We start from the raw sequence: 15,913 nt of genomic DNA, 5'->3' as shown, positions 1-15,913 counted from the left end.
AGTCCCCGTCCGCATCGCAGATCTCGTAGGTGACCGTATCCGGGCCGTTGTAGTCCCCGTTGGGCGTATAGTCTATCGTATCGTCGGTAGGGTCGTTGGGCGTACCGCCGTCGTTCACCGTGGCAGTACCGTTGGCCGGTGGTGTCGTAATGGTAATGGTGCCTGTGCTCGGGCCGTCCCCGCCGAAATTGTCGTTTCCTAATGGGTCGATGTTCACCGTGTCGTCCTCGTCGACACTGGCCGTGTCGTCTACTGCGGTTGGTGTATCGTTTATCGGGTTCACCGTTACGTCTATGTCCGCCGTGGCACAGTCCCCGTCCGCATCGCAGATCTCGTAGGTGACCGTATCCGGGCCGTTGTAGTCCCCGTTGGGCGTATAGTCTATCGTATCGTCGGTAGGGTCGTTGGGCGTACCGCCGTCGTTCACCGTGGCAGTACCGTTGGCCGGTGGTGTCGTAATGGTAATGGTACCGGTACTCGGGCCGTCGCCTCCGAAATCGTCGTTTGCCAGCGGGTCGATGTTCACCGTGTCGTCCTCGTCGACACTTGCCGTATCGTCCACAGCTGTTGGTGTATCATTTATCGGGTTTACCGTAACGTCTATGTCCGCCGTGGCACAGTCGCCATCGGCATCACAGATCTCATAGGTGATGGTATCCGGGCCGTTGTAGTCCCCGTTGGGCGTGTAGTCTATCGTATCGTCGGTAGGGTCGTTGGGCGTACCGCCGTCGTTCACCGTGGCGGTGCCGTTGGTGGGCGGTGTCGTAATGGTAATGGTACCGGTACTCGGGCCGTCGCCTCCGAAATCGTCGTTTGCCAGCGGGTCGATGTTCACCGTGTCGTCCTCGTCTACCGTGGCCGTATCGTCCACGGCTGTTGGCTCACATGCAGAGACACCAGCATTTGTAGAACTTCCAGCTCCTTGTCCACTCCCACCATTTACTGCTGTTGGAACTCCACTTGAATTAAATGGCCCTGGCACACTATCGTTTGCGTCAAGTTGTGCTGATGATATATTGGCTGTTCCTTCAACTGCATCTGGGCAACCATCACCATCACTATCAGTATCCAAATGATCGGCAATTCCGTCGTTATCTGTATCAACTGTTGTAGTACTTAAAGGGTTATTAAAATTTGCGGCACAATCAAATTCAACATTGTGCTGTCTACCTCCCGCTGAAGCTCCTGCAACTCTTGCTATAACTCCTAAACGAATAGTATAAGATGATTTTCCTTGATGTTCTGTAGCATAATTTACTTGAGGAAAGGTATTCGTTACACCAGGGTATTCTGTAGTTCCTGCGGTCCCAACAACAAAGTTATCGACTGTATCAATATTTAACTCTGTAGGGTCATCAACAAAATATCCTACGGGTAATTGAGACCAATTTTGTTCACCATAAGTACTATTCCCGTCAACATCATTAAAATTCACAAAAAACTCTGTAAGCACAACATCATTTACACCAACTGTCCCGCCAGTCGTCACAAAGTCAAATCTAAATTCAGTGTAGGCCTGATCTCCTGGCGCACTTAAATTGAATGCAGATTGAGGTTGAAACGAATTTGGGTTTGACCCATTGTCATCTAAAGTCGGTATGGTTGTTCCATTTAATGTAACTATTGTTACCAATGCATCAATTCCTGTGGCAACATTAGGGAACCTAAAAGTTTCACCTTGTAAAAACGTACTATTATTACCATCACCACCTGGTTCTTCTGTAAAGGCATTATTAAAATTTAACACTGTGTGCGATCCACATGCTGGAGCTGAACCTGTAGTTGTAGAAAATCCTTCATCAGTATCCAATATTCCATCATTGTCATCATCTAAATCAGTAACATCATCTACACCATCTCCATCGGAATCTTGCAAAACAAGAATGCCTAGAGTAGCTAAATTAGAATTTGCACCAGTATCGTCTTCTACTCGAAAATTAATATCTGCGACTCCTAAATAATCAGTCGCAGGTGTATAAACTACATTTCCTGTATTATCAACAGAATATGTCCCTACCCCAGGAATTACCAAATCATTTCCAACAGTACCAATATTTGAAGAGTTATTGGGATCAATTAAAACGATTGTATTCGGATCCAAATTCCCATCTGGATCAGAGGAACCTGTTAGCACATTAATTGCGGGATTTCCAGTGGAATTTTGAACCACGGTATTACCTAAATTATCAACTACTACTGGAGGACCATTAAGTGTAGTAATAGACGGGTTTATAAAATTAACTTCACCTAAAAAACTTACGGAGTTTTGTCTTTGCCCACCACTTGTTGATCGACCATTTCTAAACCTAACCGTACTAATATTATTGTAGACCACAGCAACCACAAACTCTGTTCTAGCGGCATTTATACCTGCAGAAAAATCAGAATCACTTTGAAAACGCGTAAAAATTCCATTGGAAGAAACTACCAAATCCGTAGGACACCCAATATTATTATTAGTTGCACCCGATCCTTGAGGACATCCACCTGGTGTAGGGCTATTTCCTGCCTCCAAAGTATAACTTTCAGGTACGGCGACCTCAAAAAATTCATTACCATCCACATCGATAGCTTCTAGGGTATATGAATCAACTAGTATTGGTGTTCCATTAGAAGACGCATTGGCTGTTCCATCTTCAACAAACTGTATTTCCCATTCTACATACCCCCCAGCGGCTGTGGTCGTCGTTGAAGGCTCAAATCGATTATCTACCCCCAGCGTAGTATCCACATTATTTACGGTGATATTATTTAACTCTATTATGGTAACAACAGCATCCGCGTTAGAGGCAGTCCCGTTTACGTTTACTACAACATCAGTATATAAATAACGAGAGCCCTGCTGATTTAAAGTTCCCGAAAGCAGTGTTGGTCCTTGAGTTCCACCAAATGTTGGTGCTGCCTGAGAAAAAACAGTTAATGACCCTAAAAAAAGGCCTATTAAAAGGAGTAACTTAAAATATTTGTTTTTAGTTTGGTAAAGATTTGCCATAATAGTGTTGAGCTATGCTTTAATTTTCAATTCAACTTTTAACTTAGATGTGAAAAAAAATGAGATTATTTATATTGAGAGACTGTACAGTGGATATTTGAGAGTATTTTTTTGTAAAATTAACATTTGTTAACAAACATGCAAATAGTTGCGGAATAATTAAATTCATAAGTCAGTTTGTATAATGTGCTTTTCTGCAAATTATTAAAATTATTGCCGTCTAAGTGCTGTGCATAACTACGCAATGAGTACGCGAATTTGATTTTAAACAATAAAACTTAAAAAAAACCAACAAATCAAATACATTCACATATCAAAAAGATAAGTCACTATGTATAGCAGAATGCCTTTTAAAATTTATCTTTGCCGAAATTTATTTTTATGTCTTTTATTAAGGAAATTGAGCGCAGACGTACCTTCGGAATTATTTCCCATCCAGATGCGGGTAAGACTACTTTAACAGAAAAACTGTTGCTTTTTGGTGGTGCCATACAAGAAGCTGGCGCCGTAAAAAGCAATAAAATTAAAAAAGGAGCCACCAGTGATTTTATGGAAATTGAGCGCCAACGTGGTATTTCCGTTGCGACTTCTGTGCTTGCCTTTGAATATGACGGTATCAAAATCAATATTCTGGATACACCTGGGCACAAAGATTTTGCCGAGGACACTTTTAGAACCCTTACTGCTGTCGACAGCGTAATTGTTGTGATTGACGTAGCCAAAGGTGTTGAGGAGCAAACTGAAAAATTGGTAGAAGTGTGCCGTATGCGTAATATTCCTATGATTGTTTTTATCAATAAACTGGATAGGGAAGGAAAAGATGCATTCGATTTATTGGATGAAGTTGAGCAAAAGTTAGGCTTGAAAGTCACACCTTTGAGTTTCCCTATCGGAATGGGTTATGAATTTAAAGGGATTTACAACCTCTGGGAGAAAAACATCAATTTGTTTAGTGGAGATAGCCGAAAAGATATTGAGGAAACTATCAAAATTTCGGATTTATCCTCCCCAGAATTGGACGAATTGGTTGGTGAATCTTCTGCTAATACGCTACGCGAAGAAATAGAATTGGTTGAGGGAATTTATCCACAGTTTGATAAAAATACCTATTTGGAAGGCAATTTACAGCCTGTATTTTTTGGTTCGGCCCTAAACAATTTTGGAGTTCGGGAGTTATTGGACTGCTTTGTGGAGATAGCACCAAAGCCAAGACCAAAAAACAGTGAAGAGCGCTTGGTAAAGCCCAATGAGGACAAATTCAGTGGCTTTGTATTTAAAATACACGCCAATATGGATCCCAATCACAGAAACAGGTTGGCTTTCGTTAAAATTGTTTCAGGCGAATTTAAACGGAACACACCATATTTACATGTGAGACATAACAAAAAGGTTAAATTTTCAAGTCCGAATGCTTTTTTTGCTGAAAAAAAGGAAATTGTAGACGTTTCCTATCCAGGTGATATCGTTGGACTTCAAGATACGGGAAATTTCAAAATAGGAGATACGCTAACGGAAGGTGAAGTATTGAACTATAAAGGCATCCCAAGTTTTTCACCAGAGCATTTCAGGTACATCAACAATGCTGACCCATTAAAATCAAAGCAGTTATACAAGGGTATTGACCAGTTGATGGATGAAGGTGTTGCCCAATTATTTACTTTGGAATTAAATGGCAGAAAGGTTATTGGCACAGTTGGAGCGCTTCAATATGAAGTCATTCAGTATAGACTGGAACATGAATACGGTGCAAAATGTACTTATGAAAACCTGAACGTGCACAAAGCATGTTGGGTAGATCCGGAAGATGAAAAAAATGAAGAATTCGAAGAGTTTTTAAGGGTGAAACAACGGTTTTTGGCCAAGGACAAGCAAAACCAATTGGTGTTTTTAGCGGATTCGGCCTTTTCACTCCAAATGACTCAGCAAAAATACCCAAGTATCAAATTTCACTATACTTCGGAATTTGAGTAAAATCAATATGCATTTCATCGGAAAAAGCGTATTTGGCATATTTTTTTTCGCGATTGAACGAATTTTTAGGACATAAAAATCAACTCTTTATAAATTGTATCTCAGAAATCAACCCCAAATTGATGACACCATGGAAATAGAATCTAAAGAATTTAGCAACAAGGATATTACCGTAACTTATGATCCTTGTCTCTGTACGCTTTCAAAAACTTGTGCTCGAGGATTGTCTCACGTATTTAGTGATACGATAATCCCCTGGGTAAATTTAGACGAGGGCAAAACAGATGAAATTATCAAGCAAATTAAAAAATGCCCATCCGGAGCCTTGCAGTATTATAGAAAAAACCAGAAACAAGCTATATAATTCAATTCCGAATTGAAACAAAAAATCCTTTGAACATGGTTCAAAGGATTTTTTGTTTTATGCTTGCCCCGTTGGGCCAAAGTTTAACGGAATTGGAGGTTGTTCATAGTCTTTTATCTCCCCATGAGCATTTTCAAACCTTGCCACGTTGTCACCCAAAGCCTTCAATAACCGCTTGGCATGTTGTGGTGTTAAAATTATTCTGGATTTTACCTTATTTTTTGGTACGCCCGGCATAATGTTTACAAAATCCACTACAAATTCAGATACAGAATGATTGATGATGGCTAAGTTCGAATACGTGCCTTCAGCAACTTTTTCATCCAGTTCAATATTGATTTGACCTTGCTTTTGATTGTCTTTTTCGTCTGCCATAATATATATTATTTTAATAAAAAAGCCTTCAATACTATCTAGATTGAAGGCCTTTGTTTTTTGAGACACTTCGACTGCGCTCAGTGTAAATTCGACTTATAGGTTTCACTGCGTCTATGAATTGCGAAGCCTGAGTCTCATTTAATTAAAGTTCATTTCCTGCTTTACTTGCATCATTTCGTCAAATTCTTCTTTAGAACCAACGATGATGTCCGTATAATTTCTCATACCCGTACCTGCTGGAATTCTATGTCCAACAATTACGTTTTCCTTTAATCCTTCAAGAGAATCCACTTTACCTGCTACTGCTGCTTCGTTCAATACTTTCGTGGTTTCCTGGAATGATGCCGCTGAAATAAACGACTTAGTTTGAAGCGAGGCTCTTGTAATACCTTGTAGAATAGGTGCCGCCGTTGCAGGCTTGGCATCCCTTGCTTCCACAAGCTTCTTATCCTCTCTTCTTAATATAGAATTTTCGTCCCTTAAATCACGAGGTGATACAATTTGACCCGCTTTTAAGTTGGTAGATTCCCCTGCATCTTCAACTACCTTCATTCCGAAAATCTCATCATTTTCTTTAATGAAATCATCTTTATGCGCCAATTGATCCTCAAGGAAGATGGTGTCACCAGAATCGATGATTCTTACTTTACGCATCATTTGTCTTACAACAACTTCAAAATGCTTATCATTAATTTTCACACCTTGTAAACGGTAAACCTCTTGTACTTCGTTCACCAAATATTGCTGTACCGCAGAAGGCCCTTTGATATTCAAGATATCGTTTGGTGTAATAGAACCATCAGATAAAGGCATACCAGCTTTCACGTAATCGTTTTCCTGAACAAGGATTTGATTTGAAAGCTTAACTAGGTATTTCTTAATCTCGCCTAACTTGGATTCTACGATAATTTCGCGGTTTCCACGCTTGATTTTTCCGAAGGACACTACTCCGTCAATCTCACTAACCACCGCAGGGTTGGATGGGTTACGCGCTTCGAACAACTCCGTTACACGTGGCAAACCACCCGTAATATCACCTGCTTTAGCAGATTTACGCGGTATTTTCACCAAGATTTTACCTACTTTAATTTTCTCTCCATCGTCAATCATTAAGTGTGCACCAACTGGTAAGTTGTACGAACGAATGGTTTCACCTTTTCCATCTTCAATATGAAGGGTCGGGATCAACTTTTTATTTCTAGATTCAGAAATTACTTTTTCTTGGAATCCTGTTTGTTCATCAATTTCAACTTGGTAAGTCACACCTTGCTCGATGTTTTCATACTTCACCTTACCGGCAAATTCCGAAATTATTACACCATTATATGGATCCCACTGACATACCACATCACCTTTCTTCAATTCCTGACCATTTTTGACAAAAATGATGGAACCGTAAGGAATGTTGTTCGTGCTTAACGTAATTCCTGTTTTCTTATCAACCAATTTGATTTCAGAAGTTCTGGAAATAACAATATCAGCTTCATTACCTTCGCTATCTTCACCTTTAACAGTTTTAAGATCTTCGATTTCGGCAATTCCATCAAACTTCACAGCTAATTTGTTATCCTCAGAAATGTTACCTGCAATACCACCTACATGGAAGGTACGCAATGTCAACTGTGTACCTGGTTCACCAATAGACTGCGCAGCAACAACACCAACAGCCTCTCCTCTTTGAACCATCTTACCAGTAGCAAGGTTTCGTCCGTAGCATTTAGCACAGATACCTTTGGTAGCCTCACAACTTAATGGTGAACGCACCTCCAACGTTTCAATTGGTGAGTCTTCAATAGCCTTCGCGATGTCGTCGTCAATCAACTGCCCAGCAGCAACCAATAACTCATCGGTTTGAGGATCGTAAGTATCGTTTAGTGCTACTCGGCCAACAATTCTTTCTTCAAGTGTTTCAACTACCTCATCGTTTTTCTTCAAAGGTTCTACTTCAACACCTCTAAGGGTACCACAATCCTCTGTATTAATAATAACGTCTTGAGACACATCCACCAAACGACGCGTTAAGTAACCCGCATCCGCAGTTTTAAGTGCCGTATCGGCAAGACCCTTACGAGCACCGTGCGTAGAAATAAAGTATTCCAAAATTGAAAGCCCTTCCTTAAAGTTAGAAAGAATTGGGTTTTCAATGATTTCTCCACCACCTGCGTTGGATTTTTTAGGTTTGGCCATCAAACCACGCATTCCGGTCAGCTGACGAATCTGCTCTTTAGAACCACGAGCTCCAGAATCCAACATCATATATACAGAGTTGAATCCTTGTTGATCCTCACGGATACGCTTCATCGAAAGCTCTGTCAGCTCGGCATTCGTAGATGTCCAAATATCAATTACTTGGTTGTAACGCTCGTTGTTGGTAATCAATCCCATATTATAGTTACCCATAATACCGTCCACCTGCTTATTTGCAGCATCGATCATACCTTGCTTTTCTGGTGGGATGATAATATCACCTAAGCTGAAAGACAGACCGCCTTGGAATGCAAAATTGAACCCTAAAGTTCTAATCGCATCCAAGAATTCAGCCGTTTCAGGAACAGATGTTACTTTAAGGATTTGACCGATAATATCCCTCAAAGACTTCTTAGTCAATACCTGATTGATATATCCGGCAGCTTGAGGTACATGTTGGTTGAATAACACACGACCAACAGTAGTCTCAACGATCATTCTATCCAATTTACCATCTTCATTAATGTCGATGGTTCTTACCTTGATTCCGGCATTCAAATCCACTTTCTTTTCATTAAAAGCAATTTCTACTTCTTCAGGAGAATAGAACGTCAACCCTTCACCTTTGATAGGCAGTTCAGGAGTGGACTTGCGCTCTTTGGTCATATAATATAAACCAAGCACCATATCTTGAGAAGGTACGGTAACTGGAGAACCATTTGCAGGGTTCAAAATATTATGTGATGCCAACATTAATAATTGACATTCCAGAATCGCCTCTGGCCCTAATGGTAAATGTACTGCCATCTGGTCACCGTCGAAATCCGCGTTAAATGCGGTACACACTAACGGGTGTAACTGGATTGCTTTACCTTCAATTAATTTCGGTTGGAACGCTTGGATACCCAAACGGTGTAACGTAGGCGCTCGATTCAGCAATACCGGATGTCCTTTAAGGACGTTTTCCAAGATATCCCAAACCACAGGCTCTCTTTTATCTATAATTTTCTTTGCAGATTTTACCGTTTTTACAATACCTCTTTCGATTAATTTTCTAATCACGAAAGGCTTGTATAATTCAGCCGCCATGTTCTTTGGCAATCCACATTCGAATAATTTTAATTCTGGACCAACAACGATTACCGAACGCGCAGAATAATCAACACGCTTACCTAAAAGGTTTTGACGGAAACGTCCTTGCTTACCTTTTAATGAATCTGATAATGATTTTAATGGTCTGTTAGAATCTGTTTTTACTGCTGAAGATTTACGTGTGTTATCAAACAATGAATCTACCGATTCCTGCAACATACGCTTTTCGTTACGTAAAATTACTTCAGGTGCTTTGATTTCAACCAAACGCTTCAAACGGTTGTTTCTGATGATTACACGACGGTATAAATCGTTCAAATCAGAAGTAGCAAAACGACCACCATCTAACGGTACTAAAGGACGCAATTCAGGTGGGATGATTGGAATCACCTTCATAATCATCCACTCTGGTCTGTTCTCACGATTGTTATTAGACTCTCTTAAGGCCTCAACAACTTGTAAACGCTTTAACGCTTCAGTTTTACGTTGTTTAGAAGTTTCGGTATTTGCCTTATGACGTAATTCATAAGACAAACCTTCCAAGTCGATACGCGCCAATAAATCTATCAAACACTCAGCCCCCATTTTTGCGATAAACTTGTTAGGGTCCGTGTCTTCTAAATATTGATTTTCTTGAGGTAATTCCTCTAGAATATTAAGATATTCCTCTTCTGTAAGGAAATCCATTTTTTGTAACGGCTCGCCTTCTTCGTTTTTGGCATTACCCGGTTGAATTACTACGTAACGCTCGTAGTAAATTATCATATCTAATTTCTTAGACGGCAACCCTAGTAAATATCCTATTTTATTTGGTAACGAACGGAAATACCATATATGCGCCACAGGCACCACCAAGTTGATGTGTCCTACGCGATCACGACGTACTTTCTTTTCCGTTACTTCAACACCACAACGGTCACAAACAATACCCTTGTAGCGGATTCTTTTATATTTTCCACAGGCACATTCGTAATCCTTTACAGGACCAAAAATACGCTCACAGAACAAACCATCACGTTCTGGTTTGTGAGTTCGATAATTGATAGTTTCCGGTTTTAAAACCTCACCTCTAGATTCTGCTAAAATAGACTCTGGTGATGCTAAACCAATTGAGATTTTATTAAACCTCTTAACTGTATGTTTATCTTGTTTTCTTGCCATGTTTTTTTAGTTTTCAGTCTCAGTCTCAGTACTCAGTTGATGTAAACTGCATACTGCGACTGCCAACTTTAAGTTTTACTCCTCTAATCTGATGTCTAATCCTAAACCTTTCAATTCGTGCATTAATACGTTGAAAGATTCTGGTAAACCTGGATCTGGCATTGGTTCGCCTTTTACGATACTTTCGTAAGTTTTGGCTCTACCAATTACATCATCAGATTTTACAGTTAAGATCTCACGTAAGGTACTTGATGCCCCATAAGCCTCAAGTGCCCAAACTTCCATCTCACCAAAACGCTGACCACCAAACTGGGCTTTACCACCAAGGGGTTGTTGCGTAATTAATGAGTAAGGCCCAATAGAACGTGCGTGCATTTTATCGTCAACCATGTGGCCTAATTTCAACATGTAAATTACACCTACAGTCGCTGGCTGATCAAAACGGTCTCCAGTTCCACCGTCATATAAATACGTATGACCGTATCTTGGAATTCCAGCTTCATCAGTTAAAGCGTTGATTTGATCAATATTAGCACCATCGAAAATTGGAGTCGCATATTTTTGACCCAATTTCTGACCGGCCCATCCCAAAACAGTTTCATAAATCTGACCGATGTTCATACGAGAAGGTACACCAAGCGGGTTCAATACAATATCCACAGGGGTTCCATCTTCCAAGAACGGCATATCTTCTTGACGAACGATACGTGCTACAATACCTTTGTTACCGTGACGTCCCGCCATTTTATCACCTACTTTCAGTTTACGTTTCTTAGCGATATAAACTTTAGCTAATTTGATGATACCTGCAGGTAATTCGTCACCAACAGAAATGGTAAACTTCTCACGGCGCAAGTTTCCTTGTAAATCATTTTCCTTAATCTTATAGTTGTGAATTAATTCAGAAACTAATTGATTGGTATGATCGTCAGTCGTCCATTTACCAGACACCAAGTGCGCATAATCATCAACAGCGTTTAACATTTTAAGTGTAAACTTCTTACCTTTTGGTAGAACTTCTTCACCTAAATCATTAAAGATACCTTGAGCAGTTTTTCCATTAACGATAGCGAATAGTTTTTCAACTAAAACATCTTTAAGCTCATCAAACTTTCTGTCGTATTGTGCTTCAAGAGCTAAAATATCATCTTTATCCTGAGCTCTTTTACGCTTATCTTTTACCGCTCTGGCGAATAATTTCTTGTCAATTACAACACCATTCAATGAAGGCGATGCTTTTAATGATGCATCTTTTACATCACCAGCTTTATCACCGAAGATGGCACGTAATAATTTTTCCTCAGGTGTTGGGTCAGATTCACCTTTTGGTGTAATCTTACCAATTAAAATGTCACCAGGCTTTACTTCGGCACCAACGCGAATCATACCGTGCTCATCCAAGTCTTTAGTAGCCTCTTCGGAAACGTTTGGTATATCATTCGTTAACTCCTCGTTACCTAGTTTTGTATCTCTAACCTCGAGTGAGTATTCATCAATATGAATTGAGGTGAAAATATCTTCGCGAACCACTTTTTCAGAAATTACAATCGCATCCTCAAAGTTATACCCTTTCCAAGGCATAAACGCCACTTTCATATTTCTACCAAGTGCCAATTCTCCTTTTTGAGTGGCGTAACCCTCACACAACACTTGTCCTTTTGACACCTTATCTCCTTTTGTAACAATAGGTTTCAAGTTGATAGAGGTTCCTTGGTTGGTCTTTCTGAATTTTACTAATGGATACGATTTAATATCTGAATCAAAACTAACTTTAGCTTCGTCTTCAGTACGGTCGTACCTAATTTTAATTTCATTGGCATCCACATAAAGTACCTCTCCTGAACCTTCAGCATTAATCAATACTCTGGAATCTGAGGCCACTTGACGCTCTAAACCTGTTCCAACTATTGGAGAATCCACTCTCAATAAAGGTACCGCTTGACGCATCATGTTTGATCCCATCAGTGCACGGTTTGCATCATCATGCTCCAAGAATGGAATCAAAGAAGCTGAAATCGATGAAATTTGGTTTGGTGCAACATCAGTATAATGTAACTCATTTGGATCAATCACTGGGAAATCACCTTCCATACGCGCAATTACCTTATCATGCTGTATTTTTCCATCACCATCCACTTCAATAGTAGCCTGGGCAATCAGTTTTTCCTCTTCTTCTTCAGCACTTAAATACGTTGGTGCGTTTTTGATATCCACAACACCATTTTCAACTTTTCGATATGGTGTTTCAATGAATCCCATTGAATTCACTTTGGCAAAAACTGACAATGAAGAAATCAAACCAATGTTCGGACCTTCTGGTGTTTCTATAGGACATAAACGGCCATAGTGCGTATAGTGAACGTCACGAACCTCAAAACCTGCTCTTTCTCTTGAAAGTCCTCCAGGGCCTAAAGCCGATAAACGACGCTTGTGAGTAATCTCTGCTAATGGATTGGTTTGATCCATAAACTGAGATAGCTGGTTTGTACCAAAGAACGAATTAATTACTGAAGATAACGTCTTCGCATTAATCAAATCGATCGGGGTAAAAACTTCGTTATCACGAACATTCATACGCTCACGAATGGTACGTGCCATACGCGCTAAACCAACACCAAACTGAGATGACAATTGCTCACCTACTGTACGTACACGACGGTTGGATAAGTGATCGATATCATCAATCTCTGCTTTAGAATTGATCAGCTCGATTAAATATTTTATGATGGTAATGATATCTTCTTTGGTCAAAACTTGCTTGTCCATTCCGATATCCAACCCTAATTTTTTGTTCATTCTGTAACGACCTACTTCTCCAAGTGAGTAACGTTGGTCTGAGAAGAATAACTTATCTATAATACCACGGGCAGTTTCCTCATCTGGCGGTTCTGCATTACGTAATTGTCTATAGATATGCTCAACAGCCTCTTTTTCGGAGTTGGTTGGGTCTTTTTGAAGCGTATTGTGAATAATAGCATAATCGCCTTTATCCTGATCTTCTTTGTGTAACAAAATGGTTTTTACACCGGCTTCAAGAATTTCTTCAATATTCTCTTTATCAAGGATAGTATCACGATCCAATACAATTTCGTTACGCTCGATAGATACTACCTCACCTGTATCTTCATCCACAAAATCCTCGTGCCATGTGTTCAACACACGTGCCGCTAACTTTCGTCCTAAATATTTCTTCAGACCTGTCTTAGAAACTTTCACCTCTTCAGCTAAATCGAAAATTTCTAAAATATCCTTATCGCGTTCGAAACCAATCGCACGGAATAAAGTAGTTACAGGTAATTTTTTCTTTCTATCAATGTAGGCGTACATCACCTGATTGATATCTGTGGCAAATTCTATCCAAGATCCTTTGAACGGAATTACCCTTGCTGAATATAACTTTGTACCATTGGCATGGAAAGACTGACCAAAGAACACCCCTGGTGAACGGTGTAACTGAGACACCACAACACGTTCAGCACCATTGATCACAAACGTACCACTCGGTGTCATGTACGGTATAGTCCCCAAATAAACATCTTGAACGATAGTTTCAAAATCTTCATGCTCGGGATCAGTACAATATAATTTTAAGCGTGCTTTTAATGGCACAGAATAAGTTAACCCTCTTTCTATACACTCTTCAATGGCATAACGTGGCGGGTCGATGAAGTAATCTAAAAATTCTAAAACGAATTGATTACGAGAATCTGTAATTGGGAAGTTTTCCATGAAGGTATTGTATAACCCTTCATCACCTCTCTCTTCAGATTTAGTTTCAAGTTGGAAAAAATCCTGGAAGGATTTAATCTGGATATCCAAAAAATCAGGATATTCCGTTCTATTTACAATAGAGGAAAAATTTAATCTTTCAGCTTGTGTTGACAACATCAATGGACGGAATTTTGATTAAAAAAATATGATGATAGTGCTTTAAAACACTAGTAATTCAGCCTAATTTTTCACCTACTTAAAAAGGCTGTTTTAGCAATTTTTTTGTGCCTATGTTTATAGACGCAAAATGGTCTAGGCCACGTTCCGCGTATTGCGGAACAGGCCTAAACCTTTGTATTGTTGAGTAATTAAGCTTACTTAAGCTCAACCTCAGCTCCTGCTTCTTCTAATTGAGCTTTAAGAGCTTCAGCTTCGTCTTTAGCAACACCTTCCTTGATTGGAGATGGCGCCTCATCAACTAATCCTTTAGCTTCTTTCAAGCCTAGACCAGTTAATTCCTTAACTAATTTTACAACTGCCAATTTAGATCCACCTGGAGCTTTAAGGATTACATCAAATTCTGATTTTTCCTCAGCAGCTTCACCACCAGCAGCAGCACCTCCACCAGCAGCAACAGCTACGGCTGCAGCAGCAGGCTCGATACCATACTCATCTTTTAATATAGTAGCTAACTCATTAACTTCTTTTACTGTTAAGTTAACTAATTGTTCTGCGAAATCTTTTAAATCTGCCATTTTTTCTATCGTTTTAAAAATGTTTTAATAATAATATAATTGTAAAAAGTGCGTACTTGTTAGATTATCCTTCTTTTTCGGATAATGTTTTAATGATGCCTGCCAATGTTCCTCCACCTGATTTAAGTGCAGAAATAACATTTTTAGCAGGAGATTGAAGCAACGTTACGATTTCTCCAATCAACTCATCTTTAGACTTGATGTCTACTAATGCATCCAATTGCTCGTCGCCAATGTAAATTGCTTCCTCAATAAAAGCTCCTTTCAGCACTGGACGCTCTGATTTTTTTCTGAAAGCTTTGATGACTTTGGCTGGCGCATTACCAGTCTCAGAATACATTACGGAAGTATTTCCTTTCAAAACTGTGGCAAGGTCTCCAAACTCTTTGTCTGAAGCTTCCATAGCTTTTTCAAGTAATGTATTTTTCACTACTGACATGCTTACGTTGGCTTTGAAACAAGCACGACGTAAGTCTGAAGTAGACCCTGCGTTCAATCCTGAAATATCAGTCAAATAGATATTCGTATTATCGGCCAATTGTGCAGTTAAGTCTTGAATTACTTGCGATTTTTCTTCTCTTGTCATAATAAAAGGTATTTAACTGATTAACCAATTTTAGGATCTACAGCAACGCTTGGACTCATGGTAGAAGACATAAAAATACTCTTCACATAAGTACCCTTTGCAGTAGTTGGTTTCAACTTTAATAATGTTTGTAATAATTCATTTGCGTTACCCGCAATTTTATCAGCACTGAAAGATGCCTTGCCTATAGCCGCGTGAACGATTCCAGTTTTATCAACTTTAAAGTCGATTTTACCAGCTTTTACCTCGCTAACCGCTTTGGCCACATCCATAGTTACCGTACCTGTTTTAGGGTTTGGCATTAAACCACGAGGTCCAAGGATACGTCCTAAAGGCCCCAATTTACCCATAACGGCAGGCATTGTAATGATAACATCTACGTCGGTCCACCCACCTTTAATTTTATCAAGGTATTCGTCCAAACCAACGTAATCCGCTCCAGCTTCTTTAGCTTCGGCTTCCTTATCCGGTGTTACTAATGCTAATACTTTCTTGTCTTTACCAGTACCATGAGGAAGCGATACAACACCCCTCACCATTTGATTTGCTTTACGAGGATCAACTCCCAAACGCACAGCTAAGTCAACAGACGCATCAAATTTAGTATTGGTAATTTCTTTGATTAGTGCAGACGCTTCATCAACAGAATAAAGCTTCCCTTTTTCAATTTTAGCTAAAGCCTCTTTTTGCTTTTTTGTTAATCTTGCCATTTTCTA

9 protein-coding genes are annotated in these 15,913 nt (G+C 39.7%); 2 read left to right on the top strand and 7 right to left on the bottom strand.

The genetic code is table 11. The annotated features are described in order from the left end of the window. Positions 1–2,992: Ig-like domain-containing protein (locus tag H7U19_RS03715; protein WP_222597369.1), on the bottom strand; the 2,992-nt coding region annotated here is incomplete at its 3' end. 381 nt (positions 2,993–3,373) lie between these two features. Here H7U19_RS03715 and H7U19_RS03710 point away from each other — a divergent pair. Next, positions 3,374–4,963: a peptide chain release factor 3 gene (locus H7U19_RS03710; RefSeq protein ID WP_186558980.1), complete on the top strand. Its 1,590-nt coding sequence runs from the start codon at positions 3,374–3,376 to the stop codon at positions 4,961–4,963. 130 nt (positions 4,964–5,093) lie between these two features. After that, the gene (locus H7U19_RS03705) at positions 5,094–5,327 is read left to right on the top strand and encodes a (4Fe-4S)-binding protein (protein ID WP_186558978.1); all 234 of its coding nucleotides are present in this window, start codon (positions 5,094–5,096) and stop codon (positions 5,325–5,327) included. Between the two features lie 57 nt (positions 5,328–5,384). On the opposite strand, the gene H7U19_RS03700 is transcribed toward H7U19_RS03705, so the two are convergent. From H7U19_RS03700 to rplA, 6 genes are all read right to left on the bottom strand, one after another. After that, complete coding sequence (locus H7U19_RS03700; RefSeq protein WP_130938142.1) at positions 5,385–5,702, bottom strand: DUF3467 domain-containing protein; 318 nt, start codon at positions 5,700–5,702, stop codon at positions 5,385–5,387. A gap of 141 nt (positions 5,703–5,843) precedes the next feature. Continuing rightward, positions 5,844–10,145 carry a DNA-directed RNA polymerase subunit beta' gene (gene rpoC, locus H7U19_RS03695; protein ID WP_186558976.1) on the bottom strand — a complete coding sequence of 1,434 codons (4,302 nt, stop codon included), beginning with the start codon at positions 10,143–10,145 and terminating at the stop codon, positions 5,844–5,846. Positions 10,146–10,220: 75 nt separating this feature from the next. Next, positions 10,221–14,033, bottom strand: coding sequence for a DNA-directed RNA polymerase subunit beta (rpoB, locus tag H7U19_RS03690; RefSeq protein WP_186558974.1), 3,813 nt, complete (start codon positions 14,031–14,033; stop codon positions 10,221–10,223). 197 nt (positions 14,034–14,230) lie between these two features. Then, the gene (rplL, locus tag H7U19_RS03685; protein ID WP_186558972.1) at positions 14,231–14,611 is read right to left on the bottom strand and encodes a 50S ribosomal protein L7/L12; all 381 of its coding nucleotides are present in this window, start codon (positions 14,609–14,611) and stop codon (positions 14,231–14,233) included. A 64-nt stretch (positions 14,612–14,675) separates the two neighbouring features. After that, the gene (gene rplJ, locus H7U19_RS03680) at positions 14,676–15,197 is read right to left on the bottom strand and encodes a 50S ribosomal protein L10 (protein WP_186558970.1); all 522 of its coding nucleotides are present in this window, start codon (positions 15,195–15,197) and stop codon (positions 14,676–14,678) included. A 20-nt stretch (positions 15,198–15,217) separates the two neighbouring features. Continuing rightward, positions 15,218–15,907, bottom strand: coding sequence for a 50S ribosomal protein L1 (gene rplA, locus H7U19_RS03675; protein ID WP_186558968.1), 690 nt, complete (start codon positions 15,905–15,907; stop codon positions 15,218–15,220). Positions 15,908–15,913 lie beyond the last annotated feature (6 nt).

Origin of the sequence: Hyunsoonleella aquatilis (assembly GCF_014270105.1) — a bacterium.
Lineage (GTDB): Bacteria > Bacteroidota > Bacteroidia > Flavobacteriales > Flavobacteriaceae > Jejuia > Jejuia aquatilis.
Note: the sequence above shows the minus strand (reverse complement) of the source record. Positions and strands in the feature narration are given on the sequence as shown.

Excerpts from the sequence above, each read along its gene's own strand:
- H7U19_RS03710 (WP_186558980.1), top strand. The coding sequence starts at position 3,374 with ATGTCTTTTATTAAGGAAATTGAGCGCAGACGTACCTTCGGAATTATT.
- H7U19_RS03705 (WP_186558978.1), top strand. The coding sequence starts at position 5,094 with ATGGAAATAGAATCTAAAGAATTTAGCAACAAGGATATTACCGTAACT.
- H7U19_RS03700 (WP_130938142.1), bottom strand. The coding sequence starts at position 5,702 with ATGGCAGACGAAAAAGACAATCAAAAGCAAGGTCAAATCAATATTGAA.
- rpoC (WP_186558976.1), bottom strand. The coding sequence starts at position 10,145 with ATGGCAAGAAAACAAGATAAACATACAGTTAAGAGGTTTAATAAAATC.
- rpoB (WP_186558974.1), bottom strand. The coding sequence starts at position 14,033 with ATGTTGTCAACACAAGCTGAAAGATTAAATTTTTCCTCTATTGTAAAT.
- rplL (WP_186558972.1), bottom strand. The coding sequence starts at position 14,611 with ATGGCAGATTTAAAAGATTTCGCAGAACAATTAGTTAACTTAACAGTA.
- rplJ (WP_186558970.1), bottom strand. The coding sequence starts at position 15,197 with ATGACAAGAGAAGAAAAATCGCAAGTAATTCAAGACTTAACTGCACAA.
- rplA (WP_186558968.1), bottom strand. The coding sequence starts at position 15,907 with ATGGCAAGATTAACAAAAAAGCAAAAAGAGGCTTTAGCTAAAATTGAA.